The organism is Actinomadura sp. 3N407 (assembly GCF_052245875.1).
Taxonomy (GTDB): Bacteria; Actinomycetota; Actinomycetes; order Streptosporangiales; family Streptosporangiaceae; genus Spirillospora.
In genome coordinates this window covers 32,480-57,839 of sequence record NZ_JBQQBP010000018.1, presented here as the reverse complement: position 1 = coordinate 57,839, position 25,360 = coordinate 32,480, and the positions used below count along the sequence as shown (strand labels likewise).

Below are 25,360 nucleotides of genomic sequence, written 5' to 3'. Positions count from 1 at the left end.
CCGGGACGCAGTGCCCGCCGATGGAGGGCCTCAAGGCCCCAGGGAGGAGGGCACTGCGATGAACACGGCCATGAGGATTACCGCCCCGCGGACTCCAGGGCCCGCTTGACGGCGGCGCGCTTCTCGCGGAGCTTGGCGAGCGCCTCCTCGAGGATGGCCTCGCCGTCCTCGTCGCTGCGCCGCTCCTTCACGTACGCCAGGTGCGTCTTGTACGGCTCGGTCTTCGGCGGGGCCGGAGGGTTCTCCGAGTCCTGGCCGGCGGGGAACCCGCAGCGCGGGCAGTCCCATGTCTCCGGGACCGCGACGTCGGTCGCGAAGCTGGGACGGGTCTCGTGCCGGTTGGCGCAGTAGAACGTCACCCAGACGCGGGGGGCGGCGTCGCCGCGCTCCGCCTCTCCCATCGGACCGGCCCCGACACGGCTGCCCCGAATCGCGTTACCACTACCCACGGAGTTACTCCTCGCTCAGTGTTTCCGCCGCCGCCCGTGCCCTCCAGGACGGCGCGGCGCTCGCATATGCCTGACGGGTCGTTCAGCCGGCGCCGTTGCTCTTGACCAGCAGCCCCAGAACGACGATGGAGGCGAACCAGACCAGGCCGACACCGACGGTCAGCCGGTCGAGGTTGCGCTCCACCACCGACGACCCGCCCAGGGACGTCGAGATGCCGCCGCCGAACATGTCGGACAGTCCGCCGCCCTTGCCTTTGTGCATCAGGACGAGGACCACCATCAGCAGGCTCGACAGCACGAGCACGATGGACGATGCGATGATCACGTTTCTTCAGCGCCTTGTCTTCGTAGTCAGGACGGTGGATCGGGCCGGGCGGTTTACCCGTCAGGTACGAAGGGTACGACGAACAACCCGCTGGTTCGGCAAGAACCCCCAGTTGACACAGAATTGATCAGTTTTGATCAGACGGGGAGATCCCGGTACCGGCAGATTTTGACGAACTCTCCCGGGTCCAGGCTGGCACCACCGACCAAGGCGCCGTCCACGTCGTCCTGTGTCATGAGCTTGGCGACGTTGCCGCCCTTGACCGACCCGCCGTACAGGATACGCACCCGGTCGGCCAGTCCGCCGTCGTACAGCTCGGCGAGCCGCGTTCTGATGGCGGCGCAGACCTCCTGCGCGTCCTGCGGGGTGGCGACCTCGCCGGTGCCGATCGCCCAGACGGGCTCGTAGGCGATCACGGTGCGGCGCACCTGGTCGGCGGGGATCTTCTCCAGCCCGCCGTCCACCTGCGCCAGGACGTGCGCCACGTGCTCGCCGGCCTTGCGGACCTCCAGGCCCTCGCCGACGCACAGGATCGGGGTGAGGTCGGCGGCGAGCGCGGCCTTGGCCTTGGCGTTGACGAGCGCGTCGTCCTCCGCGTGGTACTGGCGGCGCTCGGAGTGCCCCACGACGGCGTAGGCGCAGCCCAGCTTGGCCAGCATCGCGGCGGAGATCTCGCCGGTGTAGGCGCCGGAGGCGTGCTGGGAGACGTCCTGCGCGCCGTACTGGATCCCGAGCTTGTCGGCGTCGACCAGCGTCTGCACCGAGCGGATCGCCGTGAACGGCGGGATCACGGCGATGTCGACGGCGTCGTGGTCGGCCTCCTTGAGCGCGAACGCCATCTTCTGGACGAGCGAGATCGCCTCAAGGTGGTTGTTGTTCATCTTCCAGTTGCCGGCCATCAGCGGCTTGCGGCCGCTCTGCCCGCCGGAAGGGGTCGTGGGGGCCATCGTCAGTCCTCCAGGGCCTGAAGGCCGGGCAGCGTCCTGCCTTCGAGATATTCGAGGCTGGCGCCGCCGCCGGTCGATATGTGGGAGAAGGCGGCCTCGTCGAAGCCGAGCCGCCGCACGGCCGCGGCGGAGTCGCCGCCGCCGACCACGGTGAACGCGCCGGAGTCGATGAGGCCCTGGGCGACGGCGCGGGTGCCGTGCGAATAGGGCTCCATCTCGAACACGCCCATCGGGCCGTTCCAGAACACGGTGCGGGCGTCCGCGAGCCGTGCGGCGAAGAGTTTGCCGGACTCGGGGCCGATGTCCAGGCCGAGCCGGTCGGACGGGATCGCGTCCGCGGCGACCACGCCGTGGTCGGCGTCGGCGGCGAACGCGGTGGCGGCGACGATGTCGACCGGGAGCACGAACTCCACACCGGTCTCCTCGGCCCGCCGCAGGTATTCGCGGACGGTGTCGAGCTGGTCCTCCTCCAGGAGGCTCTCGCCGACCTCGTGCCCCTGGGCCTTGAGGAAGGTGAACACCATGCCGCCGCCGATCAGGATGCGGTCGGCCTTGCCGAGCAGGTTGTCGATCACGCCGAGCTTGTCGGACACCTTGGAGCCGCCGAGAGCGACCGCGTAGGGGCGTTCGACGTCCTCGGTGAGCCGCTTCAGGACCTCGACCTCGGCGGCGATCAGCCCGCCGGCGGCGTGCGGGAGCCGCTCCGGCACGTCGTAGACGGACGCGTGCTTGCGGTGCACGGCACCGAACCCGTCCCCGACGTAGATCTCGGCGAGGACGGCGAGCCGGTCGGCGAACGCGCCGCGGTCGGCGTCGTCCTTGCTGGTCTCGCCCGGCTCGAAGCGCAGGTTCTCCAGCAGCGCGACGCCGCCGTCCGCGAGGCCGTCCACGGCGGCGCGGGCGGAGTCGCCGACGACGTCGAGGGGCTGGAACGCCACGTCCGCGCCGAGCAGCTCACCGAGCCGTCCCGCGACCGGGGCCAGCGAGAACTCGGGCTTGACCTCCCCTTTGGGGCGGCCGAGGTGGGCGCAGACGATGACCTTGGCGCCCCGGGACCGCAGCGCCTCGATCGTCGGCAGGCTCGCCCGTATCCGCCCGTCGTCGGTGATGGTGCCGTCCTGCAGCGGGACGTTCAGATCCGCGCGGACGAGCACGCGCCTGCCGGCGACGTCCAGATCGTCGATGGTGCGCATCGGGATGCGATGTCCTTCCGTACACGGCCGCGCCGCGGCCGCGCGCCTGGTGCGCGGCCACGGCGCCGGAAACCTGCAGAGTCACCCCCTGGGGGCGGGCCCCCGGACCCCGGGCTCCGCCCGAAGAGCGGTTTAGAGCTGCGAGCCGACGAGCTTGACGAGGTCGACGAGGCGGTTGGAGTAGCCCCACTCGTTGTCGTACCAGCCGACGACCTTCACCTGGTCGCCGATGACCTTGGTCAGCCCGGCGTCGAAGATGCAGGACGCCGGGTCGGTGACGATGTCGCTGGAGACGATCGGGTCCTCGGTGTAGGTGAGGTAGCCCTTCAGCGGGCCCTCGGCGGCGGCCTTGAACGCCTCGTTGACCTCCTCGGCCGTGACCTCGCGGGACAGCGTCGCGGTGAGGTCGGTGGCGGAGCCGGTCGGCACCGGGACGCGCAGCGCGTAGCCGTCCAGCTTGCCCTTCAGCTCCGGCAGCACCAGGCCGATGGCCTTGGCGGCGCCGGTGGAGGTCGGGACGACGTTGACCGCGGCGGCGCGGGCGCGGCGCAGGTCCTTGTGCGGCGCGTCCTGCAGGTTCTGGTCCTGCGTGTAGGCGTGGATCGTCGTCATCAGGCCCTTCTCGATGACGAAGCTGTCGTGCAGCACCTTCGCCAGCGGGGCCAGGCAGTTCGTGGTGCAGGACGCGTTGGAGATCACCGTGTGGCCGGCCGGGTCGTACTTGTCCTCGTTGACGCCGAGGACGACCGTGAGGTCCTCGTTCTTGGCCGGCGCGGAGATGATCACCTTCTTGGCGCCGTTGTCGGCGTGCACCTTGGCCTTGGTGGCGTCGGTGAAGAAGCCGGTGGACTCAACGACGATGTCGACACCGACGTCGCTCCACTTGAGGTCGGCGGGGTCGCGCTCCTCGAACGCCTTGATGGCCTTGCCGCCGACGACGATCTCGTCCGCGGTGGCGCGCACGTCCTCGGGAAGGCGGCCGAGGATGCTGTCGTACTTGAGCAAATGGGCGAGCGTGGCGTTGTCGGTCAGGTCGTTGACCGCCACGATCTCGATGTCGGCCCCGGATGCCTTCACAGCGCGGTAGAAGTTGCGGCCGATCCGGCCGAAACCGTTGATGCCTACTCGGATGGTCACGGAACGGCTCTCCTCGCACGTCGATAGCGCCCGGTGTCAGCCGGACTGTTAACTACGGTCGATCTGGGGAACTCCCCCAACCCCCGACCCTATCCAATGACCGGCGAGTAGCCCGACACCGCCGGTGTGGGAAATCCGGGGGTGAGCCCGCCTCCCCCGGGCGGGGGATCGTCCCTTTCCGTTCCCGGTCACGGCGTTCCGGCGATCATCACTAGACTTCCCGTCCATGCGCCGCGGGTGGTTCGTCCTTGTCCTGACCGGAATGCTCGCGTGCCTGTTCACCGCCCCGGCGGCCGGGCTGGAGCGCGCCGAGCCGGCGAGCCGCGCCGACCACATCGCCGCCCAGTTGCGCCGCGACCCCGTCTACGTCACCGACCACACCCCGCGTGTGCTGCCGCCGGACGCCGCCGCGCGGATCAGGGCGTCCGTCGCCCGGCTGGGCGTCCCGGTCTACGTGGCGGTGACGCCCACCGTCACCCTCGGGCTGGGGAACCCCGGCGACTCGCTCATCGCGCTCCTGCGCGACCGGCTGCGCGAGGACGGGATCTACCTCGTGGTGTCCCCGTCGACGTCCAGCGGCGAAGTGCGCCAGTTCGGCGGAGCCCGGCGCCTCCCGGTCGACGACGCCTGGCAGGCCACGAGCCGGGAACTCCCCTCCGACGCGACCGCCCCCGAGAAGGTCGAGCGGTTCGTCGACATCGCGTTGTCGGGCCACGCGAAGGAACGCGCCGACGACCCGCGCCCGAGACCCAAGTCGGAGCTCCGCAAGGCCTTGGACGCCGACGACGCCGCGGAACGGCGGGCCGCGTACGTGGAGTGGGGGACGTTCGGCGGAGGCACGGCGCTCAGCGGACTGCCGATCCTCGCCCTGCTGATCCACCGCCGCACCCGCCGGACGAAACCGCCGCAGAGGAAGAAGAAGCAGCCGAAGGGACGCCGATGAGACGAACAGGCGCCCTGGCGCTCCTCGCCGCACTCGCCCTCACCGCGTGGCCGGCCGGGTCCGCGGCCGCCGACGGCCCTCCGCACGCCGACGACCGCCTGGTCCGGGTCGCGGCCGCCCTCGCCGAGGACCCTCTGTTCGTCGACCCCGACGTCGGCGGCGCCCTCGACGGGACCGAACGCGGCCGGGTCCGCCAGGCCATCGGCGAGACCGCCGGGCGGCTGGGTGTGCCCGCCTACGTCGTCGTCCTCCCGAACCTGACCGACTCGGAGTCCCAGGGCCGCAACGAGGCGTTCCTGTTCGCGCTGCATGAGCGGGCGCGGCGGGACGGGCTCTACGTGATGGTCAATTCGCACGGCCGCATGGACTCCGAGGCGTTCCGGGTGCCGCGCCGGTACCGGTACTCCTCCCTGGACGAGGACGAGCCGGGCAGTTCGAACCCGGCCGACCACGACCGCCCGTTCGACGGGCTCGCCGACCGGATCGTCCAGCGGCTCAACGGCTACGCCACGGCGCCGTCGGCGTCCCCCGGCATGCCGACGCTGTACTCCACCCCGGACCCGTTCGGGGAGGAGCACCAGTTCACATCGCCCGACCCCGAGGTCCAGGCCCCGTTCCTCACCGGCCTCCTCCTCGTCGGGCCGGTCGGTGCCGCGCTGCTGTACTGGACCGGCCTCGGCGTCCTCGCCCTCCTGGGCCACAGGGGCCCATCCACCCGGGACCGGAAGAGGGTACTGAGGCACAACTGGACCGGGACCAAGCCCAGCATGCGCCGGCTGCGCCGCCAGGGCGCCAAGGAACTGGAACGGCTCCGCCGCCTGCTCACTGCGACCGAGGCCGGACACGGACGCCCCTACGCCGTCTCCGCCTACGACGCCGCCCAGATCCTCTACGACGACGCCAAGGACGACGTGGACCGTGCCATCGACCTGGTCGGCGCGATCGTCCTGGCCCGCCAGGGACGCCTCGCACTCATCCGGGACATCGCGTCCCCGCCCGTCCCCTGCGTGGTGAACCCCCTGCACGGCGAGTCCACCGTGCGCAGGCGCCTCGCGAAGCTCGACCACAAAGTCCTTCCCAAACCGTGCCCGGTGTGCGAGGCCTGCAATGAATTCGACAAGCGGTCCGGGCTCACCCAGCAACACCTGCTCAAGGTCCCGGGCCCGGACGGCCACCGCCCCCACACCGCGATCCCCGGCGTGTGGCGGGACGCGGCGTGGGGCGCCACCGGCAAGAACTTCCTTCCCCGCGTGATGAGGTACCTCGGTGTTGACTGAACCGTCCCCCGGCGAACGGCTGGCCACCGCCCTCCGCCGCTCCCCGATCTACGTCGACCCGTCGATGGCGTCCGCACTCCCCCAGCAGGAACGGCGCAAGCTCCTCGCCAAGTTCAAGAAGGCACCGGCGCCCGTGTTCGTCGTCCTGGTCCCCATCGTCAAGGGCGGCACGTGGACGGAGGCCGAGCAGCTCGCGACCGTCGTCCACGACCGGCTCGGCCGCGACGGCATCTTCATCACCTTCGACGACGACACCGACGACCTGGCCGCGCGCGAGTGGGGCGGCGAGTACCAGGCCCGCGACGCCGCCTGGGCGGTCACCCTGGACCGCGCCATGGACGACGCGCCGCTCGCGGCCAGGCTGTCCCGCATCACCGACCTGATCATCTCGGGCACCGGCTCCCAGGAGTACGACCGCGTCTCCGCCGAGATCAACCAGCGCGCCAAGGAACGCCGGGAGAGGGACGGCGCCCCCGGAGCCGAGGACGACGGCGACCTCGCACTCCCCCTGGGCGCGGCCGGGGCGGCCGTGGCCGGTGTCGCGGGCTTCCTGCTGTGGCGCCGCCGCCGCATGACGTCCGTCCGCCGCGAGGGCAGCGCCCTGCTGATGCCCCGCACGGTGTTCGCCACCGCGAACCGCGCCGGCGAGGACCAGCTCCGCGAGCAGGCGTCCCACGAGGTCATCACGTTCGGCGAACTGCTGGACGAGAGCGGCGTCCCCGCCGCGAACGAAAAGGCCCGCACCCTGATGGCCACCGCCCTGGACGCCTACCAGGCTGCCGGCAAGACCCTCGACGCGGCGCGCGGCGTCCCCGACCTCGCCGGCGTCCTCGTCCTGCTGGACCAGGGCCGCGACGCCCTCGCCTCCGCCAAGGCCGTCGCGAACGGCGAACCGGAGATCCCCCCGATGCCCCTCTGCTTCTTCAACCCCCTCCACGGGGACGCCGCCACGAAGCTCGACTGGCGCCCCGTCGGTTCCCGCAAACGCCTCCGCGTCCAGACCTGCCGCCCCTGCGCCCGCACGGCCCGCAACAAGCAGACCCCCGACGTCCTCATGGAACGCCGCGACGGCCGCGACCTCCCGTATTACGAGGCCGACCCGTCCCAGAGCGTCTGGGCCGAAACCGGCTACGGCCAGCTCCGCGACGACCTGATCCACAGAGTCCTCAGAGGCGACCTGAACAAGACCGACTGATCTGATCGACCGGCTCGCAACGGGGGTGGGGGCGCCCCCCGATCAACTACGGCGCCAGCATGTCGGCTGTGAGGTTGGCGTCGGTGCCGGGGATGCCTTGGTCGCCGGCGCGTTTGTCGGCCATGGCGAGGAGGCGGCGGATGCGGCCGGCGATGGCGTCCTTGGTGAGGGGCGGGTCGGCGAGCTGGCCGAGTTCTTCCAGGGACGCCTGTTTGTGTTCGAGGCGGAGGCGGCCGGCGTTGACGAGGTGGTCGGGGGCGTCGTCGCCGAGGATCTCGAGGGCGCGGGCGACGCGGGCGCCGGCGGCGACGGCGGCGCGGGCGGAGCGGCGCAGGTTGGCGTCGTCGAAGTTGGCGAGCCGGTTGGCGGTGGCGCGGACCTCCCGGCGCATGCGGCGTTCCTCCCAGGCGAGGACGCTGTCGTGGGCGCCGAGGCGGGTGAGGAGGGCGCTGATGGCGTCGCCGTCGCGGACGACGACGCGGTCGACGCCGCGGACCTCGCGGGCCTTGGCGTGGATCTTGAGGCGGCGGGCGGCGCCGACGAGGGCGAGCGCCGCCTCCGGGCCGGGGCAGGTCACTTCGAGGGACATGGACCGGCCGGGTTCGGTGAGCGACCCGTGTGCGAGGAACGCACCGCGCCAGGCGGATTCGGCGTCGCAGGCGGCGCCCGCGACGACGTGGCGGGGCAGCCCGCGGACGGGCCGGCCGTTGTTGTCGATGAGCCCGGTCTGCCGCGCGAGCGACTCGCCGTCGCGGAAGACGCGGACGACGTAGCGGTTGCCCTTGCGCAGGCCGCTGGGCGCGAGGACGACCACTTCGGACGTGTGGCCGAACACCTCGGCGACGTCCTTGATCAGGCGCCGTGCCGCGACGCCGGTGTCGATTTCGGCCTCGATCACGATCCGCCCGCTGACCAGGTGCAGACCCCCCGCGAAGCGCAGCAGCGTCGAGACCTCGGCCTTGCGGCAGCACGGCTTCATGACCGTGAGCCTGCTCAGCTCGTCCTTGACCACACCGGTCATCGCCATCTGATGAACCCTCCCCCTATCGGACTCCCAGCAGTGTGGCCGATTCCGGCCCCGCGGGTCGTCAGTCGGTGAATATCTTGTCGAAGGCTTGGGCCAGACGGGCGGGTTCATGACGCGGCGAGCCGTCGTCGGCGGCGACGTCGGCGAGGACGAGACTCCCGCCGATCTCCTTGACGGCCTTGTCGAGGGCCTCCGGGTCGTCCACCACCCCGCGGTCGGCGATCACGACGTCCACGCTCAGGTCGGGTGCGTGGGCGCGCAGGACCTCCAGGTGGGTCTGCGGGGAGAAGTCGTCGGTCTCGCCGGGCTGCGGCGCGAGGTTCAGCGCGACGGCGCGGCGGGCGCGGGCGGAGGTGAGGGCGCGGGCCAGCGCGGGGACTTTGAGGTGCGGCAGGACGCTGGTGAACCAGGAGCCCGGGCCGAACACGATCCAGTCGGCGTCGTCGACGGCGGCGAGGGCCTCGGGGCACGCGGGCGGGTCGGCGGGGACGAGGGACACCCCGAGGACGCTGCCGGGCGTCTTGGCGCACGCGGCCTGCCCTTTGACGTGGGTGACCTCGTCGGGACGGGACGGGTCGGCGCCGCGGACCTCGGCGACGATGTCCATCGGGACGGCGGCCATCGGCAGGACCCGGCCGTGCGCGCCGAGGAGCCGGCCGACCCAGTCGAGGCCGGCGACGGTGGAGCCGGGCCCGCCGGCGGAGCGGGGCCCGACCTCGCCGAGCAGTTCCCACAGCGCGACGATGAGGAGGTTGCCGACGGCGTGGTCGTGCAGGTCGCCCCGGCTGCGGAAGCGGTGCTGCACCACGTCCCGCCAGGTCTGCCCCCACTCGTCGTCGCCGCACAGCGCGGCGAGCGCCATCCGCAGGTCACCGGGCGGCAGGACGCCGAGTTCGCGGCGGAGCCGTCCGCTGGAGCCGCCGTCGTCGGCGACGGTGACGATCGCGGTCAGCCGGTCGGTGACGCGTCGCAGCGCCGACAGCGAGGCGTAGAGGCCGTGGCCGCCGCCGAGTGCGACGACCTTCGGGCCGTTGGGCTTCACCGTGCCGATTCTCTCCTCGTCCGGGACCCGCGCCGGGCCCCGGGGCGGGTCTCACTCGCGGCCGAGGTCACGATGGGCGACCTGCACCTCGATGCCCTCGTCCCGCAGCCGGGCGGCGATCTGTTCCGCCATGGCCACACTACGGTGTTTGCCACCGGTACATCCCACGGCGAGTGTCACGTAGTGCTTGCCTTCGCGCTCGTACCCGTCGGCGAGGAGACGCAGGACCTCGGCGTAGGCGTCGAGGAATTCCTTCGCGCCGCGCTGGCCGAGGACGTAGTCGCGGACGGCGGTGTCGCGGCCCGTCTTCGGCCGCAGCTCCGGCACCCAGTGCGGGTTCGGCAGGAACCGGCAGTCGACGACGAGGTCGGCGTCGACGGGCAGCCCGTACTTGTAGCCGAACGACACGACGGTCGCGCGCAGGCTCGATTCGCCGGTGTCGTTGCCGAAGAACCCGATGATCTTGTTGCGCAGCTCGTGCACGTTGAGGCCGCTGGTGTCGATGACCAGGTCGGCCTCGGCGCGGACCTCGCGTACCAGTTCCCGTTCCCGCGCGATGCCGTCGACGAGGCGCCCGTCGTCCTGCAGCGGGTGGGGGCGGCGGACGCTCTCGAAGCGGCGCACGAGGTCGGCGTCGTTCGCCTCCAGGAACACCACCCGCGGGTGGACGCCGCGCGCCTCCAGCTCGGCGATGGAGGAGTGCAGGTCCTCGGTGAACGCGCGGCTCCGCACGTCGACGACGACGGCGATGCGGGGCACCGCGTTCTTCACCCGGCCGCCGAGGTCGGCCATCGTGGCCAGCAGCCCCGGCGGCAGGTTGTCGACCACGAACCAGTCGAGGTCCTCCAGGGACTTGGCCGCGGTGCTGCGGCCCGCCCCGGACATGCCGGTGACTATCACGATGTCCGGAATCTTCGTCTCTCTCGTCATGACCGTCTCCCCCTGTGCTCCCCGTCTCCGCCCGCACCCGCGCCGCCGCCGTCTCCGCCCGAGCCTCCGGACGGGGCGGCGGTGCCGTGCAGGGCCGCGACGATGCCCTCGGCGCTGCGCCGCCCGATTCCGGGGACCTCGGCGACCTGCTCGGGTGTCGCGTCCTTCAGCCGCTTCAGCGAACCGAAGTGTTTCAGCAGCGCCGCGCGGCGCGCCGGGCCCAGACCCGGAACGTTATCGAGTTCGCTCACCGTCATGGACTTGGATCGCCGCTGCCGGTGGAAGGTGATGGCGAACCGGTGCGCCTCGTCGCGGACCCGCTGGACGAGGAACATGCCTTCGCTGTTGCGCGGCAGGATCACCGGGTCGCTCTCACCGGGCAGCCACAGCTCCTCCAGACGCTTGGCGATGCCGCAGACCGCGATGTCGTCGACGCCGAGTTCGTCCAGTGCCCGTTGCGCGGCGGCGACCTGCGGCGGGCCGCCGTCGACGAGCACCAGGTTGGGCGGGTAGGCGAACCTGCGCGGCTTGCCCGTCTCCGGGTCGATCGGCTGGTGGGCGCCTTCCTCGGTCTCGTTCTGGGGGGATGATCCCCCGGCCCGCCCGGCGATCGCTTCGGGGGGATCGCCGAGGTGGTCCAGTTCGCCCATCTTCTCGCTCTCGGCGAGGTAGCGCCTGAACCGGCGGGTGATGACCTCGTGGACGGAGCGGACGTCGTCCTGGCCCTCGACGGCCTTGATGGTGAACCGGCGGTACTCGCTCTTGCGGGCCAGGCCGTCCTCGAACACGACCATGGACGCGACCACGTTGGTGGCCTGCAGGTTGGAGACGTCGTAGCACTCGATGCGCAGCGGCGCCTCGTCCAGCTCCAGCGCGTCCTGGATCTCCTGAAGCGCGCGGCTGCGGGTGGTGAGGTCGGACGCGCGGCGCGTCTTGTGCTGCTTGAGCGCCTCGTGGGCGTTGCGCGCGACCGTCTCCAGCAGGGTCTTCTTGTCGCCGCGCTGCGGGACGCGCACCCGGACGGGCCCGCCGCGCTGCTCGGAAAGCAGCTCGGTCATGGCGTCCTCCTCGGGCGGCATGGCCGGGACGAGTACCTCCCGAGGCACCGACTCGCTCTCGCTGTAGGTCTGGATGAGGAAGTGCTCGACCAGGTCGGCGGTGGTGACGTCCTCGACCTTGTCGACCACCCAGCCGCGCCGGCCGCGGATCCGGCCGCCGCGCACGTAGAAGACCTGGACGGCCGCCTCAAGCTCGTCCTCGGCGAAGGCGATCATGTCGCAGTCGGTGGTGTCGGCGAAGACGACCGTCTGCTTCTCCAGGGCGCGCTCCAGGGCGCGGATGTCGTCGCGGAGCCGGGCGGCGCGCTCGTACTCCTGGGACGCGGCGGCCTCGCGCATGTCGCGTTCGAGACGCTTGGTGAACCGGGTGGTGTGGCCCGCCATGAAGTCGCAGAAGTCCTCGGCGAGGAGGCGGTGCTCTTCCGGGGAGACGCGGCCGACGCACGGCGCCGAGCATTTGCCGATGTAGCCGAGCAGGCAGGGCCGGTCGAGCTGGTGCTGCCGTTTGAACACGCCGGCGCTGCACGTCCGGACGGGGAACACGCGCAGCAGCTGGTCGACCGTCTCCCGGATCGCCCACGCGTGGGAGTACGGCCCGAAGTAACGCACGCCCTTGCGCTTCGCGCCCCGCATCACCATCACCCTCGGGAAGTCTTCGTTCAGGGTGACGGCCAGGTACGGATAGGACTTGTCGTCGCGGTAACGGACGTTGAACCGCGGGTCGAACTCCTTGATCCAGGAGTATTCGAGCTGGAGGGCCTCGACCTCGGTGCCGACGACGGTCCAGTCGACGCGGGCGGCGGTCTGCACCATCGTCTGCGTGCGGGGGTGCAGGGCGGAGAAGTCGGCGAAGTAGGAGTTCAGGCGCTGGCGCAGGCTCTTGGCCTTGCCCACGTAGATGACCCGGCCGTGCTCGTCACGGAACCGGTACACCCCGGGGGACTCCGGAATGGAGCCCGGTGCGGGTCGGTAGGTCGCCGGATCTGCCACGCTCAAAAGCCTAGTGGGCGGTACCGACACGCTGTACGCCCGCGCGTCCCGTCCCAGGGTGACGGAGATCTCCCCTTTTCGTCTGGATGATGTCAAAGCGAGTGGAAAGGGAGGGTCGAACGGAGGTTTCCGGACGGAGGTTCTCCACCCAGGCTGAGGGGGTCGTTGCGCAGGTGTCGGCACTGTGGGCCTGGAGCTTCCTGGCGGCCGTCATCGCCACGTCCGCGATCATCGTGGAGGCCGGCCGGCGTCTGCTCGCCGGCCGGCTGTCGGCGCGCTGGCCGGGCGCCGGACGCGCCGCCCGGCGCTGCACCGCGCCGGCGTTCGCGTTCGCGGCCGTGGTCAGCACCAACGCCGCGATGCCGTACCACCTCCTCGCCGGTCAGGCCGAGGGCGCCGTCCGGCACGTGCTGCGGATCGCCGCGATCGGCGCCACCACGTGGCTGGTGCTGCGGATCGGCTACGCGCTGAGCGATCCGCCGCTGGAGCGGCTGATGCGCATCGAGGGCGAGCGCAACCGGCGGGCCAGGCGGGCCCGCACCCAGATGCTGCTGCTGCGCCGCATCGCGGCCGTGCTGATCGTGATCCTGGCGGTGGGCGCCGCGCTGTTCACCTTCCCGGGCGTGCGGGCGGTCGGTGCCGGGGTGCTGGCCTCGGCGGGCGTGGCCGGGCTGGTCGTCGGCATCGCGGCGAGGCCGACGCTGGGCAACCTGCTCGCCGGGCTGCAGCTGGCGTTCAGCGACGCGCTTCGGCTGGACGACGTCGTCGTCACGCAGGGCAACTGGGGACGGGTCGAGGAACTGACGCTGTCGTACGTGGTGCTGCGTCTCTGGGACGACCGCCGGATGATCTTCCCGGTCTCGCATTTCACCGAGCAGCCGTTCGAGAACTGGACCCGGCACTCCAACCGGCTGCTGGGCTCCGTCGAACTGCACGTCGACTGGTCGGTCCCGATCGAGGAACTGCGCACCGAGCTGCACTCGGCGCTCAAGGAGAACCCGCTGTGGGACCGGCGGGAATGGGTCCTGCAGGTGGTCGATGTGCAGCCGAACGGGCTGGTCACGCTCCGGGCGCTGATGAGCGCCGCCGACTCGGCGAGCACCTGGGACCTGCGCTGCGACATGCGCGAACATCTCATCTCCCACATCCGCGCCCACCACCCCGACGCGCTCCCCCGCTTCCGGGTCGGCCCCGAGGAGGTCTCGGCCGACGGCGCCACGGACGGCGCAGGTTCGGACGGCGCCGGCTCGGACGGCCGGGAGCCGGCGGACGGAGAGATCGTCGGCGGTGAGACGGACGGCGGACGGCCGGACGGCGATCGCGCCGAAGGCGGGCGGGCCGCCCCGCGGGAGGGCGGCCCGGCCCGCGCGAAGACGCTCAGGCGAGCATGATCTTGTCGCCCTGAACGGTGATCTGCCTCTCCTCCAGCGGCTTGTCCGCCGGCGGGCTCGCCACCGAACCATCGGTGATCTTGAACTTGCTGCCGTGACAGGGGCAGTTGATCATGCCGCCGGACACCGAGCCGACGCTGCAGCCCCGATGGGTGCAGGTGGCGGAGAACGCCTTGAACTCGCCCTGCGCCGGCTGGCACACCACGACCTTCGCGTCCTCGAAGACCTTGCCGCCGCCGACCGGGATCTCCCCGGCGGACGCCAGTGCCGTGCCGGCCGCTCCGCCGCCCGCGTCCCCGCCTCCGGAGCCGCCCGCGTCGCCGCCGTCGTCCCCCGACCCGCCGCACGCCGCCGCTATCCCGGCGATGCCCGCGAGTCCCGCGCCGAGGAGGACGCCCCTGCGGGTGTTCCCCCCGGCCGGCGCGTCCCCCGGCGCCTGCGCCGCCCCGTCCGCTTGCGTCTCGGACTCCTGCATACTCGCCCTCCGATGACATCTCTCGGTTCCCGTGTGTCACCGGGGAGAACGAATCCGCGCACGAGATGGTTCAAAGCGAAACCAAATTCACAGGTCCGGGCGGTCGCGCGAGCTCGGATTCAGGTGACGACGATGCCGCCGTTCCGGACCTGAACCGGGTACTCCGTCAGCGGCCGGTCCGCCGGGCCCTTCTGCACCGAACCGTCCGCGATCTTGAACTCGCTGCCGTGGCAGGCGCACCTGATCAGCCCGTTCTGCACCCTGTCCACCGTGCAGCCCTGGTGCGTGCAGATCGCCGTGAACGCCTTGAACGTGCCCTGGGACGGCTGGGTCACCACGACCTTCTCCGAGTCGTAGACCTTGCCCCCGCCGACCGGGATGGCGGCGGCCTTCGCGATCTCCTGGCCCTTGAGGTCCTCGGCGGTCTTCTCCTCCCCGCCGCTCCCGCACCCGGCGAGCACGGCGGCGCCGGCGACCCCCGCGCCGCACAGCACCGTGCGGCGCCCGATCCCCCCGTTCCCGGCGCACCCCGCACGCTGCGAGGCTCCGGGCGTCACTTCTTCAGTCATCCCTCCATGATCCTGGACGACGGCCCACACGCCACACCGACCCGCCCTCTTACCGACCGCCCCTTGCACCACACCGCCCTCCACCAAGAGTCCTCCCGCCAACCTCCTGAAACCCGCCGATGTCCCGACACCGGCCAGCGCCTCTGACGCCGACCGATGTCCAGAAGTGGGCCGGCGTCCCCGGAGACCTCCCGACACCCGAGAGCGGCCCGGCGTCCCGGAAACCCCACAACGCCGCGTCCCACAGATCGGCCGATGGCCCGGAGGTCCGTCCCCCTTGACCAGGCCGGACCTCCGGGATCGGTGGCCGGGACCGCGGCGTGCCTGCCCCCGGACGCCCCTTCCGGCGTCCCGCACGCCGCCGTGCGGCGGCCCCCGCGTTCCGGAGGAACAACGCCGCCGCGGTCCCCCGCCCGCGGCCGCTGATGCGCCGTGACCGCCTTCGGTGCGCCTTCGGCTTTCCCGGCCCGGCCGTCCGCCATCCGCGGGGCCCGCCTTCGACCGGCCCCACCTATCAGCACGCGCCGGCGCGGCCGCACGGTTCAGCGAACCCGGAAAAACCTCATTTGAGGATCTTGGCGAGGAACTGGCCGGTGTAGCTGGCGTCGACCTCGGCGACGTCCTCGGGGGTGCCGGTGGCGACGATGGTGCCGCCGCGGGAGCCGCCCTCGGGGCCCATGTCGATGATCCAGTCGGCGGTCTTGATGACGTCCAGGTTGTGCTCGATGATGATCACCGTGTTGCCCTTGTCGACCAGGCCGTTCAGGACGCCGAGGAGCCTGCGGATGTCCTCGAAGTGCAGGCCGGTGGTCGGCTCGTCCAGCACGTAGATGGTGCGTCCGGTGGAGCGCTTCTGCAGCTCCGACGCCAGCTTGACGCGCTGCGCCTCGCCGCCGGACAGGGTGGGGGCGGGCTGGCCGAGCCGGACGTAGCCGAGGCCGACGTCGTTGAGCGTCTTCAGATGCCGGTGGATCGCCTTGATCGGCTCGAAGAACTCGGTGGCCTGCTCGATCGGCATGTCGAGGACCTCGGAGATCGTCTTGCCCTTGTAGTGGACCTCCAGGGTCTCCCGGTTGTAGCGGGCGCCGTGGCAGACCTCACACGGGACGTAGACGTCCGGCAGGAAGTTCATCTCGATCTTGATGGTGCCGTCGCCGGAGCAGTTCTCGCAGCGGCCGCCCTTGACGTTGAAGGAGAAGCGGCCCGGCTGGTAGCCGCGGACCTTCGCCTCCGTCGTCTGCGCGAACAGCTTGCGGATGTGGTCGAACACACCGGTGTACGTCGCCGGGTTGGAGCGCGGCGTGCGCCCGATCGGCGACTGGTCGACGTGCACGACCTTGTCGAGCTGGTCGACGCCGTTGACGCGCTTGTGCTTGCCGGGGACGAGCTTGGCCCCGTTCAGCTTCTTCGCCAGGGAGCTGTACAGGATGTCGTTGACCAGCGTCGACTTGCCCGAACCGGACACGCCGGTCACGGCGGTGAGGACGCCGAGCGGGAACGTCGCGTCCACGTCGCGGAGGTTGTTCTGCTGCGCGCCCTTCACGGTGACCTCGCGGCCCCTCGTCCGGGGGCGGCGGATCTCCGGGACGGCGATCTCGCGGCGCCCGTCCAGGTAGGCGCCGGTCAGGGAGCGGTCGGACCTCTTCAGGTCCTCGATGGTGCCGGACACGACGATCTCGCCGCCGTGCTCGCCGGCGCGGGGGCCGATGTCGACGATCCAGTCGGCGGCGGCGATGGTGTCCTCGTCGTGCTCGACGACGATCAGGGTGTTGCCCATGTCGCGCAGCCGGAGCAGCGTCTCCAGGAGCCGGTGGTTGTCACGCTGGTGGAGGCCGATGGACGGCTCGTCCAGCACGTACAGGACGCCGACGAGCCCGGAACCGATCTGCGTGGCCAGCCGGATGCGCTGCGCCTCCCCGCCGGCGAGGGTCGCCGACCCCCGGTCGAGGGTCAGGTAGTCGAGGCCGACGTCCAGCAGGAACCCGAGCCGGGCGTTGATCTCCTTGAGGACGCGTTCGGCGATGTGCGTCTCCCGCTCGCTCAGCTCCATCGCCAGGAGGAACTTCGCGGCCTCGCCGATGGGCAGCGAGGCGACCTCGGCGATCGACATCCCGCCCATGGTGACGGCGAGCACGACCGGCTTGAGCCGCGCGCCCTCACACGCCGGGCACGGGATCTCCCGCATGTAGCCCTCGAACTTCTCCCTGCTGGTGTCGCTCTCGGACTCGGCGTGCCGCCGCTGGATGTAGGGGATCACGCCCTCGTACGCGGTGTAGTACGACCTCGTCCGGCCGTACCGGTTCTTGTAGCGCACGTGGACCTGTGTCTCGTGCCCGTTCAGGATCGCCTTGCGCGCTTTGGCGGGCAGCTTCTCCCACGGGGTGTTGAGGTCGAAGCCCATCGCGTCGCCGAGCGCGGACAGCAGGCGCAGGAAGTAGTCGCTCACGTGCCCGTTCGACCACGGCTGGATCGCGCCCTCGCCGAGCGTCAGCTCCTCGTCCGGGACGACCAGCTCCGGGTCGACCTCCATGCGCGTCCCGAGACCGGTGCATTCGGGGCACGCGCCGTAGGGCGAGTTGAACGAGAACGACCGCGGCTCCAGCTCCTCGAACGACAGGTCGTCGTAGGGGCAGTACAGGTGCTCGGAGTACATCCGGGTGCGGTTCTCGTCGCCTTCGGGCATGTCGACGAAGTCGAGGACGATCGTGCCGCCCGCGAGACCCAGCGCCGTCTCCACCGAGTCGGCGAGCCGCTGGCGCGCCGAGTCCTTCACCGAGAGCCGGTCGACCACGATCGCGATGTCGTGCTTCTCCTGCTTCTTCAGCTTGGGCGGCTCGTCCAGGCGGATCGTCCGCCCGTCCACGATCGCCCGGGAGTACCCCTTGGACTGCAGCTCGCGGAACAGCTCCAGGTACTCGCCCTTGCGCCCGCGGATCACCGGCGCGAGCACCTGGAAACGGGTGCCGGGCTCCAGCTCCAGCACCCGGTCGACGATCTGCTGCGGCGCCTGCCGGCTGATCGGCCGGCCGCACTCGGGACAGTGCGGGTGCCCGATCCGCGCGTACAGCAGCCGCAGGTAGTCGTACACCTCGGTGATCGTCCCGACCGTCGACCGCGGATTCTTGCTGGTCGACTTCTGGTCGATCGACACCGCCGGGGACAGGCCCTCGATGAAGTCGACGTCGGGCTTGTCCATCTGCCCGAGGAACTGGCGGGCGTAGGCCGACAGCGACTCGACGTACCGGCGCTGCCCCTCCGCGAAGATCGTGTCGAACGCCAGGCTGGACTTCCCGGAACCCGACAGACCGGTGAACACGATCATGGAGTCCCGCGGGAGGTCGAGCGAGACGTCCTTCAGGTTGTGCTCGCGTGCTCCACGCACAATGAGTCGATCATGCACGGTGTTCTTCCGGTTCCTCTTCTGGGCGCGGCGATCGGCGGAGACAGCTCGGTCTCAAGGCTAGCCAGGGGGTACGACAGAATCCCCCGAGTCCTTAACGGCGGCGGCCGCCGCCGCATTTCATGACGCTCCCCGCCCGTCCCCGGAGGGTCCGGACGGCACTACCGCACCGTACACGTGTTCGAACGCCGCCCGCCACCAGAACACGGCCGGCCGGACCCGCGTGCCCGAGACCGCGGCGGACCGGCTTGGATCACTCGTCGTCCAGGGCATGGGAGAGGTAGCGGTCGGCGGAGCGGCGGACGGCGTTCTTGCCGTCGGTGTAGACGATCTTCTTCCACCAGGCGCCGTAGACGCGGTCGAACTCGTAGGGCTCCAGCAGGCGCAGGGCGCGGCGGACCGTGCGGGGACGTTCCGGAATGAAGTTCGGGTAGCTGTACATGAAGCTGACCCAGTCGCGGTCGTTCACGACCTGCAGGATGTCGCCGGAGAACACCGCGTGGGCGTCCCGCCAGTGCAGGACCTGGCCGCCGTCGAAATGCACGCCCGCGTTGATGAGCGTGAGGCCGTCGGCCAGTTCGCGGGTGTCGCCGGACCAGAAGACCACCGCGTCGTCAGGGCGGGCCACCCAGCGGCGGTCGGCCTCGTGGATGTGGACGGGGGCGTCGAACGCGTGCGCCCACTCGATCATGCTGCCGTAGAAGTGCGGGTGGCTGATCGCGATCGCGGAGATGCCGCCCAGGTCGTTCACCTGGCGGATCAGGTCGTCGTCGATGTGAGTGGTCGTGTCCCAGAGGACGTTGCCGGACGGGGCGCGCAGCAGCAGTGCGCGCTGCCCGATGGCGGTGGACGGCTCGGTGCCGATGCCGACGACGCCGGGGCCCTCCTCGGCGACCACGCCGCGGTGATCGGTGCGCAGTTCCTCCAGGGTCGTCCATTTCTGGCCGTCCCAGCCGACGTACTGGCGCTCGTCCTCGCAGATCGGGCAGTCAGGACGCGGCCCCGCGTACTGGACGCCACAGGTCATGCAGATCGGAAGTTCCATGATCGCCATTGTGTGGCATGGGGAGGGGCGGTGCGAAAGGATGGAGGCTCTTTCGGTATAGGGAGGCGTGTCATGGACTGGCGAGAAGTGATCGATGAGCTGGATTCCGGTGTGGAGCGCATTGTCCGGACGTTGTCGAAGCTCAGCGACCAGGATCTGCGCGCCGCCTCCGCGCTGCCCGGGTGGAGCCGCGGGCATGTCGCCACCCATATCGCCCGAAATGCCGACTCCTTGTGGAACCTGCTGGAATGGGCGCGGACGGGCGTGGAGATACCGCAGTACCCGAGCCTGGACGCCCGCAACGCCGCACTGGACGAGGGCGCCGGACGCGGCCGGGACGAGCTGACCGAGGACGTCCGCGCCACGGCGGCGCGGTTCACCGAGCAGGCGAGGACACTGCCCGAGGACGCCTGGAACGCTCCCGTGGAGGCGATGGGAGGCTGGTCGCATCCGGCCTGGTACACCGTGTACCGCCGCTGGAACGAGGTGGAGGCGCATCACGTCGACCTCGCCGCCGGGTACGGGCCCGCCGACTGGCCCGAGCCCTACGTCCGGTGGTCGCTGGGCGGCACGCTCGCGGACATGGTCGCGCTCCCGGAGAAGCTCCGCGGCGAGCTCGCCGGGCTCCGTATCACCGCGACGGACTCCGGCGAGGCCGCCGACCTCGGCTGGACGCCCGGCGGCCCGGAGGCGTCCGGGTCCGGGCGGGCGCTCCTGGGGTGGCTGAGCGGCCGCACGGACGGCTCCGGTGTGAGCGTCCGCCCGGACGGCCGGCTGCCGGTGCCGCCGCCCTGGCCGCACCGGCCCGCGGATTTCTAGGGGACTTCTCCAGGACGGAAGCGCACGTCAGCCCGTCGTCCAGGGCCGGAGCTTCTCGGGGTTCCGCACTGCCCAGATGTGCTTGATCCGGTCGCCCGCGACGTCGAACGCCACGATGACGACGGTGACGCCGTCCAGCTCGGCCACCAGGCCGGGCCGACCGTTGACCGCCGGGACATGGCGTACCAGCGGGCGTACGTCTCCTGCACGACATCCTCGGCCTCGGCCGGTGACCCGAGGAGCCGGTACGCCAGATTGATCAGCCGGCGCCGCTCGATCATGATCGCGCTCAGGCTCGGGTCGGGCCGGCCGTGTCCCGGCTCGGACCGGTCGGTCATGATGTCGACGACTCCCTCGGTCGCATCGGCCTTCACCGGTTCGACGAGCCGTCGCACCGAAATGTGAGGCCGGCGGGCAACACCGTCGCGGTGGTCCGGCCGGTCAGTCGGCGTCGTGGCCCGCCAGGCGATGGAGGGCGTCGACGGAGTGCACGACGATCGTGTTGCGGGCGACGGTGAGGCCGCCGCGGACGGGCCCGGCGGCGAGGATCTGCGCGACCTTCCGCCGGCCCATGCCGGCCCAGCGTCCGAGGTCCTGCTGGGTGACCGGGATACGGACCTGGACGCCGCCGTCCTCGGTCACCTCGTCCGGCCCCTCGGTCACGCCGTCCGGGCGTTGCTCCTTGACGGGGGAGCCGAAGCGCGACACCAGGCGCAGCAGCCGGCTCGCGAGCCGCCTTTCGGGGTCGTCGGGGAAGTGGGCGACGCGCAGCTCGTTGGAGTCGCGCAGCCGCTCGGCGAGGACGGCGGCGACGGCCCAGGCCGAGCCCGGGTGGTCGTCGAGGACGGCGCGGAACCGCGCGGCGGGCAGCACGAACGCCTCCACGCGGGTCAGCGCCTCGACGTTGGCGTGCCGGACGCCGCCGTCCACCGCCTCCAGCTCGCCGACGAGGTCGCCGGGGCCGAGGACGTCGAGGATGGCGATCTCGCCGTCCCGGTCGACCCAGACCTTCACCGCTCCGGCGCGCAGGACGAAGACCTGCGACGCGCGGGTGTGCTCGCGCATCAGGAAGGCGCCCGGCCGGATCACCACCGGGGCGCCCGCCCGCCGCAGCGCCTCGCGGGCGCGTTCGGGCAGCGCGTCCCAGAACGGGGTGGTCTCCATCTCGCCTCCTCCGCCGAACCCGGGCCGGGGCACGGTGTCTCATGATCGTTCATTTCATGATCCGTTGCCTCGTGGTCCAGTGAACGCGGCACTGCGCCGATGGACTACCCCATCCTCCAGCCCCCGCCCACCACCATCCAACCGACGAGCTCTGCTCGGCCTTTTTTGTGTCACATGTCGAGGGATCCGTCCGATTCGAGCCAGCTGTCCAGGGCGCGGACGCGGCGGACGCAGTCGGCCGCCGCGGCCTGGTCGCCGAGAGCGAGGTGGGAGTCGCGCAGCAGTTCCAGCGCGCGCCGCAGGCCCCGCTGGTCGTCCATGTCGCGGCGGATGCCGATCTCGGCGTTGACGTGCTCCACCGCCCGGGCGTGCTTGCCGAGCAGCTGTGAGGCGCGGGCCATGGAGTGCAGCGCGGACGACTGCGCGCGGGTGTCGCCGAGTTCGGCGGCCAGGTCGTGGGCGCGCCGCCCGGTGTCCAGGGCCTCGTCGGCGCGGCCGAGGTCGAGGTGGATGGCGGCGAGGTGGACGAGGGCGGTGCCCTCGCCGTGCCGGTCGCCGACCTCGCCGAGGAATCGCAGCGCCTCGAGCTCGCGTTCCAGTGCCTCCTCGGGACGGCCGGCGCGGCGCAGCACGGCGGCGAGGGTGTCCATCCCGACGCCGAGGCCGTACCAGTCTCCGCCGGATCTGCGGATGCGCAGCGCGTGGCGTGCGGCGCGCTCCGCGTCCTCCGGCAAGCCGAGCCGGGAGTACGTGCGGGCCAGGCTGCCGAGCGTGCCGGCCATCCCGCCCTGCGCGCCGAGCTGATGCCACAGGTCGAGGGCCTCCAGCCCGAGGACGAACGCCTCCTGGTGGCGGCCGAGGCGGCGCATGACGACCGTCAGGTTCTCCAGGTCGTGGGCCTCGCCGTGCTGGTCACCGATCTCGCGGCGGATCTCCAGTGCCCGCAGGAGATGTTCACGCGCCTCCCGGTACCGGCCGAGCCTCGAATGGACGATCCCGATCTGCGCGAGCGCCTCTGCCTCGCCGTGCCGGTCGCTGGTGTCGCGGTGCAGGCGCAGCGCCTGCCCGCAGTAGGTGAACGCCTCGGCGAACTTGGTGGCGTCGCACATCAGCCTGCCGAGCGTGGTGAGCGCGCGGGCCTCCCCGTGGCGTGCGCCCAGGGCACGGTACGTGTGGAGGGCTTGTTCGGCGTCCTGCTGTGCCATGTCGCGGAGACCGAGCGTGGCGTTCATGCGCGCCAGCTCGGTCAATGCCTGGGCGGCCCCGTACATGTCGGCGAGTTCCTGCCGGATGTAGAGGGCCTCCAGGGCGTGCGACACCGCCTCGTGGAAGTTCCCCTGGCGCCGGTGCACCTGCGCGACGGTGAGGAGGGTCTCTGCCACACCCGGCTGGTCGCCGATCCGGCGCCTTATGCCGAGCGCCTGGGCGGCGTGCTCCAGCGCGGGCTCGTAGTCGGCGAGACCCAGATGAGCTCGGGCGAGCGTGTCGTGCCCCTTGGCGACTCCCCCGTCGACGTCCTCGTCCCGCAGTTCCCCGTGGATGTCCAGGGAGCGGCGCGCGTGCTCGATCGCCGTCAGGTAGCGGCCCAGGGCCACATGCACGTCCGCGAGGGTGGCGAGCGTGACGGCCTCCCCGTACCGGTCGGGCGGGTCCACGGCCCGGAACCCGCGCCGCGCGTCCTCCCCGTACCCGATGGCCTGGACGGAGTCGCCCAGTTCGAAGTGCGCCATCGCCAGGTTGTGCAGCATGACGGCCGCCGCCGCCCAGTCCTCCTCGGTGCGGGCCGCGTGCAGCGCCACCTGGTGCACGGCGATGTTGTCCTCGCTGTAGCGCCGGAACTCCTGGAAGTCGAACAGCGCGTCCGCGAGTTCCCAGCACGTCCGGTGCAGGCCGAGCCGGGCCGCCTGGTGGACGGCGGCGACGAGGTTGCGCCGCTCCGACTCGAACCAGCCGAGCCCGGCCGCGCGTTCGGCGGCCGTCGCCGGGCCGCTCGGCGTCTCGGAAGGGTGCACGGCGGGGCGGGGCCGTCCCCTCAGCACCGCCCCCGCCCTGCGGGCCTCGGCGAGGTAGCCGGCCAGCAGCCGCCGCCGCGCCGCCAGCTGCTCCCCGTCGGAGTCCTCCCTCAGCCCCCGCTCCCGGGCGAAGTCGCGCAGCAGGTCGTGCATCCGGTAGCGGCCCGGTCCGACGTCCTGCACCAGGTACGCCTGCCGCAGGCCCTCCAGGCACTCGCGCGCCTCGTCCACCGTCCGGTCCTGCAGCGCGGCGAGGGCGGTGGGGGTGAAGTCGTGGCCGGCGACGAGGCCGAGCCTGCGGAACGCCTCCCGCTGGTCGTGGCGCAGGCTTCGGTAGGCGACATCGAACGTCGGGCTCATGACGGCCTGCAGCCCCGGCCCGGACACGCCGTGCGCCGCGCCGTCGCTCAGTCCCGCGCCCGTCAGGCCCGGCCCGTACGGCGGCGGCGCGTCCTCGGCGTCACGCGCGGTGAGTTCCCGGACGGTCGCGGCGACGGACTCGCCGGGGTTCTCGGCCAGGCGCCCGGCCATGACGCCGAGCGCGAGCGGCAGATGCCCGCACTCGCGGGCCAGCCGCACGACCGCCTTGCGCTCGTCGCGGACCCGGGCGTCGCCCGGCCCGAGGACGTTCGAGATGAGGTCCACCGCCTCCTGCGACGCCATCTCGCGCAGTTCCAGCGTCCGGACGTCGGCGCCTTCGAGCAGCGCGGGCAGCCGCCGCCGGCTCGTCACGATCACCAGCCCGGACGTCGCCGCCGCCAGCAGCGGCCTCACCTGCTCGGGCCGGGACGCGTTGTCGAGGATCAGCAGCATCCGCCGGTCGGCCAGCATCGACCGGCACTGCGCGGCCAGTTCCGCCTCGCTGCGCGGAAGCTGGTCGCCGGGCACGCCCGCCGCGCGCAGCACCTGCCCCATCGCCTCCGCCGGCGTGACGGAGCCGCGCCGCGTACCGCGCAGGTCGGCGAACAGCACGCCGTCGGGGAACCGGTCGACGACCCGGTGCGCCCAGTGCAGCGCCAGCGTCGTCTTGCCGACGCCCGCCATCCCCTGGACGATCACGGCGCGGGGCCATTCGGACTGGCCGACCAGCAGGTCCAGCTTGCCGAGGCTGACCGCCCGGCCGGCGAAGAACGGGTTGTCGGCGGGCAGCCTGACCTGGGGCGGCGCGCCGCCCTCCAGCCGCACCGGCTCACGCGCCGCGATCACGGCGTCCCCGTCGGGTTCGGGCCGCGGCGCCGGCTCCCGGTCCGCGTCCGGCCACTCGTCCCCCCACGGGCTCGCGGCCCGGCGCAGCCGCTCGGTGTCGAGGACGGTCAGCGGGCGCGGCCTGCTGTCGAGGATTCCCTTGGCGCGCCACAGCCGGAACCACCGCACCAGGGTCTCGCGCGAGATGCCCGCCCAGTTCGCCAGCTCCGCCTGGCTGAGTTTCAGCGGGATCCGCGTCCCCTGCCCGGCGACGGGCTCGCCGAACCGGTGGGCCAGTTCCAGCAGGTGGTAGGCGAGCCGCTGCGGATGGTCGGCCGCCCGCACCGCGTGCCGGCGGCCGCCGAACGTGACGGTCTGGGAGACCGCGTGCATCATCGCCTCGGCGACCTGCGGGCTGGCCGCCAGCAGGCTGCGGAACTTGCGGCGGTCCACCCGCAGCGCCGCGACGTGGTCCAACGCGGCGACGGTGCCGCGCTGGGGATGCCCCCACGGGCCGAGGACGCCGACCAGGTCCCCCGCCCCGAACAGATCGATGATCGACTCGTCGCCCTCGCTGGAGTCCACGAACTCCTTGGCCACCGCGTTGCTGGCCGCGCGGGGGGACGCCTTGAACACGACGTACACGGCCGGCGCGACCGATCCCTGGTGGCACAGCATCCCGCCGGGCGGGATGTCGGTGCGCCGGCCCATGGCGCGCAGGGCCTGCCGGTCGGAGGGGGCCAGCCGCTCCCAGAAGCTGCCCGGCCGGACGTCGTGATCGATCAAG

At 71.8% G+C, this 25,360-nt stretch carries 20 protein-coding genes and 1 pseudogene; 5 read left to right on the top strand and 16 right to left on the bottom strand.

Annotated features, from left to right (window positions below; all coding sequences use genetic code 11):
* Nucleotides 1-77: 77 nt before the first annotated feature.
* The 5 genes from ACTWPP_RS34905 to gap form a co-directional block, all read right to left on the bottom strand.
* Nucleotides 78-449, bottom strand: coding sequence for an RNA polymerase-binding protein RbpA (locus ACTWPP_RS34905; RefSeq protein ID WP_443108677.1), 372 nt, complete (start codon nt 447-449; stop codon nt 78-80).
* Between the two features lie 82 nt (nt 450-531).
* A complete protein-coding gene (gene secG, locus ACTWPP_RS34900) occupies nt 532-774 on the bottom strand; it encodes a preprotein translocase subunit SecG (protein WP_443108676.1) in 243 nt (80 codons plus the stop codon).
* Nucleotides 775-911: 137 nt separating this feature from the next.
* Complete coding sequence (gene tpiA, locus ACTWPP_RS34895) at nt 912-1,721, bottom strand: triose-phosphate isomerase (protein ID WP_443108675.1); 810 nt, start codon at nt 1,719-1,721, stop codon at nt 912-914.
* Between the two features lie 2 nt (nt 1,722-1,723).
* Nucleotides 1,724-2,914, bottom strand: coding sequence for a phosphoglycerate kinase (locus ACTWPP_RS34890; protein WP_443108674.1), 1,191 nt, complete (start codon nt 2,912-2,914; stop codon nt 1,724-1,726).
* Between the two features lie 132 nt (nt 2,915-3,046).
* Nucleotides 3,047-4,051, bottom strand: coding sequence for a type I glyceraldehyde-3-phosphate dehydrogenase (gene gap, locus ACTWPP_RS34885; protein WP_443108673.1), 1,005 nt, complete (start codon nt 4,049-4,051; stop codon nt 3,047-3,049).
* A 226-nt stretch (nt 4,052-4,277) separates the two neighbouring features.
* Here gap and ACTWPP_RS34880 point away from each other — a divergent pair, with 226 nt between their 5' ends.
* Genes ACTWPP_RS34880 through ACTWPP_RS34870 form a run of 3 tightly spaced genes read left to right on the top strand, consistent with a single transcriptional unit; the run spans nt 4,278 to nt 7,466 of the window.
* A complete protein-coding gene (locus ACTWPP_RS34880) occupies nt 4,278-4,994 on the top strand; it encodes a hypothetical protein (protein WP_443108672.1) in 717 nt (238 codons plus the stop codon).
* The gene (locus ACTWPP_RS34875; RefSeq protein WP_443108671.1) at nt 4,991-6,271 is read left to right on the top strand and encodes a hypothetical protein; all 1,281 of its coding nucleotides are present in this window, start codon (nt 4,991-4,993) and stop codon (nt 6,269-6,271) included. The genes ACTWPP_RS34880 and ACTWPP_RS34875 overlap by 4 nt, the downstream gene beginning before the upstream one ends.
* Nucleotides 6,261-7,466, top strand: coding sequence for a hypothetical protein (locus ACTWPP_RS34870; RefSeq protein ID WP_443108670.1), 1,206 nt, complete (start codon nt 6,261-6,263; stop codon nt 7,464-7,466). Before ACTWPP_RS34875 ends, ACTWPP_RS34870 begins: the two co-directional genes overlap by 11 nt.
* 46 nt (nt 7,467-7,512) lie before the next feature.
* Here ACTWPP_RS34870 and whiA read toward each other — a convergent pair whose 3' ends face one another.
* The 4 genes from whiA to uvrC form a co-directional block, all read right to left on the bottom strand.
* Nucleotides 7,513-8,493, bottom strand: coding sequence for a DNA-binding protein WhiA (whiA, locus tag ACTWPP_RS34865; RefSeq protein WP_443108669.1), 981 nt, complete (start codon nt 8,491-8,493; stop codon nt 7,513-7,515).
* Between the two features lie 61 nt (nt 8,494-8,554).
* Nucleotides 8,555-9,535: a gluconeogenesis factor YvcK family protein gene (locus ACTWPP_RS34860; protein WP_443108668.1), complete on the bottom strand. Its 981-nt coding sequence runs from the start codon at nt 9,533-9,535 to the stop codon at nt 8,555-8,557.
* A gap of 51 nt (nt 9,536-9,586) precedes the next feature.
* The gene (gene rapZ / locus ACTWPP_RS34855; RefSeq protein ID WP_443108667.1) at nt 9,587-10,465 is read right to left on the bottom strand and encodes an RNase adapter RapZ; all 879 of its coding nucleotides are present in this window, start codon (nt 10,463-10,465) and stop codon (nt 9,587-9,589) included.
* A complete protein-coding gene (gene uvrC / locus ACTWPP_RS34850; RefSeq protein WP_443108666.1) occupies nt 10,462-12,513 on the bottom strand; it encodes an excinuclease ABC subunit UvrC in 2,052 nt (683 codons plus the stop codon). Before uvrC ends, rapZ begins: the two co-directional genes overlap by 4 nt.
* Before the next feature lie 173 nt (nt 12,514-12,686).
* Between uvrC and ACTWPP_RS34845 the strand changes: the two genes are divergently transcribed.
* The gene (locus ACTWPP_RS34845; RefSeq protein WP_443108665.1) at nt 12,687-13,904 is read left to right on the top strand and encodes a mechanosensitive ion channel family protein; all 1,218 of its coding nucleotides are present in this window, start codon (nt 12,687-12,689) and stop codon (nt 13,902-13,904) included.
* Here the strand turns inward: ACTWPP_RS34845 and ACTWPP_RS34840 are convergent.
* The 4 genes from ACTWPP_RS34840 to ACTWPP_RS34825 form a co-directional block, all read right to left on the bottom strand.
* Nucleotides 13,891-14,379, bottom strand: a complete 489-nt coding sequence (locus ACTWPP_RS34840; protein WP_443108664.1) for a Rieske (2Fe-2S) protein — start codon at nt 14,377-14,379, stop codon at nt 13,891-13,893. The two genes, ACTWPP_RS34845 and ACTWPP_RS34840, sit on opposite strands and share 14 nt — an antisense overlap.
* Before the next feature lie 119 nt (nt 14,380-14,498).
* Nucleotides 14,499-14,948, bottom strand: a complete 450-nt coding sequence (locus ACTWPP_RS34835; RefSeq protein ID WP_443108663.1) for a Rieske (2Fe-2S) protein — start codon at nt 14,946-14,948, stop codon at nt 14,499-14,501.
* 562 nt (nt 14,949-15,510) lie between these two features.
* On the bottom strand, nt 15,511-18,348 hold the full coding sequence (gene uvrA / locus ACTWPP_RS34830) for an excinuclease ABC subunit UvrA (RefSeq protein ID WP_443108662.1): 2,838 nt from the start codon (nt 18,346-18,348) through the stop codon (nt 15,511-15,513).
* Between the two features lie 253 nt (nt 18,349-18,601).
* On the bottom strand, nt 18,602-19,393 hold the full coding sequence (locus ACTWPP_RS34825) for an MBL fold metallo-hydrolase (protein ID WP_443108661.1): 792 nt from the start codon (nt 19,391-19,393) through the stop codon (nt 18,602-18,604).
* 72 nt (nt 19,394-19,465) lie between these two features.
* Between ACTWPP_RS34825 and ACTWPP_RS34820 the strand changes: the two genes are divergently transcribed.
* Nucleotides 19,466-20,212: a maleylpyruvate isomerase family mycothiol-dependent enzyme gene (locus ACTWPP_RS34820; protein ID WP_443108660.1), complete on the top strand. Its 747-nt coding sequence runs from the start codon at nt 19,466-19,468 to the stop codon at nt 20,210-20,212.
* Nucleotides 20,213-20,397: 185 nt separating this feature from the next.
* On the opposite strand, the pseudogene ACTWPP_RS34815 reads toward ACTWPP_RS34820, so the two are convergent.
* The 3 genes and pseudogenes from ACTWPP_RS34815 to ACTWPP_RS34805 form a co-directional block, all read right to left on the bottom strand.
* Nucleotides 20,398-20,493, bottom strand: a pseudogene (locus ACTWPP_RS34815) (sigma factor); the annotation flags it as partial.
* Between the two features lie 160 nt (nt 20,494-20,653).
* Complete coding sequence (locus tag ACTWPP_RS34810) at nt 20,654-21,376, bottom strand: Crp/Fnr family transcriptional regulator (RefSeq protein WP_443108659.1); 723 nt, start codon at nt 21,374-21,376, stop codon at nt 20,654-20,656.
* A gap of 170 nt (nt 21,377-21,546) precedes the next feature.
* Nucleotides 21,547-25,359 carry a tetratricopeptide repeat protein gene (locus ACTWPP_RS34805; protein WP_443108658.1) on the bottom strand — a complete coding sequence of 1,271 codons (3,813 nt, stop codon included), beginning with the start codon at nt 25,357-25,359 and terminating at the stop codon, nt 21,547-21,549.
* Between the last annotated feature and the right edge of the window lies 1 nt (nt 25,360).

Bases quoted from the DNA above. Each gene is read 5' to 3' on its own strand.
- rapZ (WP_443108667.1), bottom strand. From the start codon at position 10,465: ATGACGAGAGAGACGAAGATTCCGGACATCGTGATAGTCACCGGCATG.
- ACTWPP_RS34835 (WP_443108663.1), bottom strand. From the start codon at position 14,948: ATGACTGAAGAAGTGACGCCCGGAGCCTCGCAGCGTGCGGGGTGCGCC.
- ACTWPP_RS34825 (WP_443108661.1), bottom strand. From the start codon at position 19,393: ATGGAACTTCCGATCTGCATGACCTGTGGCGTCCAGTACGCGGGGCCG.
- ACTWPP_RS34880 (WP_443108672.1), top strand. From the start codon at position 4,278: ATGCGCCGCGGGTGGTTCGTCCTTGTCCTGACCGGAATGCTCGCGTGC.
- whiA (WP_443108669.1), bottom strand. From the start codon at position 8,493: ATGGCGATGACCGGTGTGGTCAAGGACGAGCTGAGCAGGCTCACGGTC.
- ACTWPP_RS34810 (WP_443108659.1), bottom strand. From the start codon at position 21,376: ATGGAGACCACCCCGTTCTGGGACGCGCTGCCCGAACGCGCCCGCGAG.
- tpiA (WP_443108675.1), bottom strand. From the start codon at position 1,721: ATGGCCCCCACGACCCCTTCCGGCGGGCAGAGCGGCCGCAAGCCGCTG.
- ACTWPP_RS34840 (WP_443108664.1), bottom strand. From the start codon at position 14,379: ATGCAGGAGTCCGAGACGCAAGCGGACGGGGCGGCGCAGGCGCCGGGG.
- ACTWPP_RS34820 (WP_443108660.1), top strand. From the start codon at position 19,466: ATGGACTGGCGAGAAGTGATCGATGAGCTGGATTCCGGTGTGGAGCGC.
- ACTWPP_RS34875 (WP_443108671.1), top strand. From the start codon at position 4,991: ATGAGACGAACAGGCGCCCTGGCGCTCCTCGCCGCACTCGCCCTCACC.
- ACTWPP_RS34890 (WP_443108674.1), bottom strand. From the start codon at position 2,914: ATGCGCACCATCGACGATCTGGACGTCGCCGGCAGGCGCGTGCTCGTC.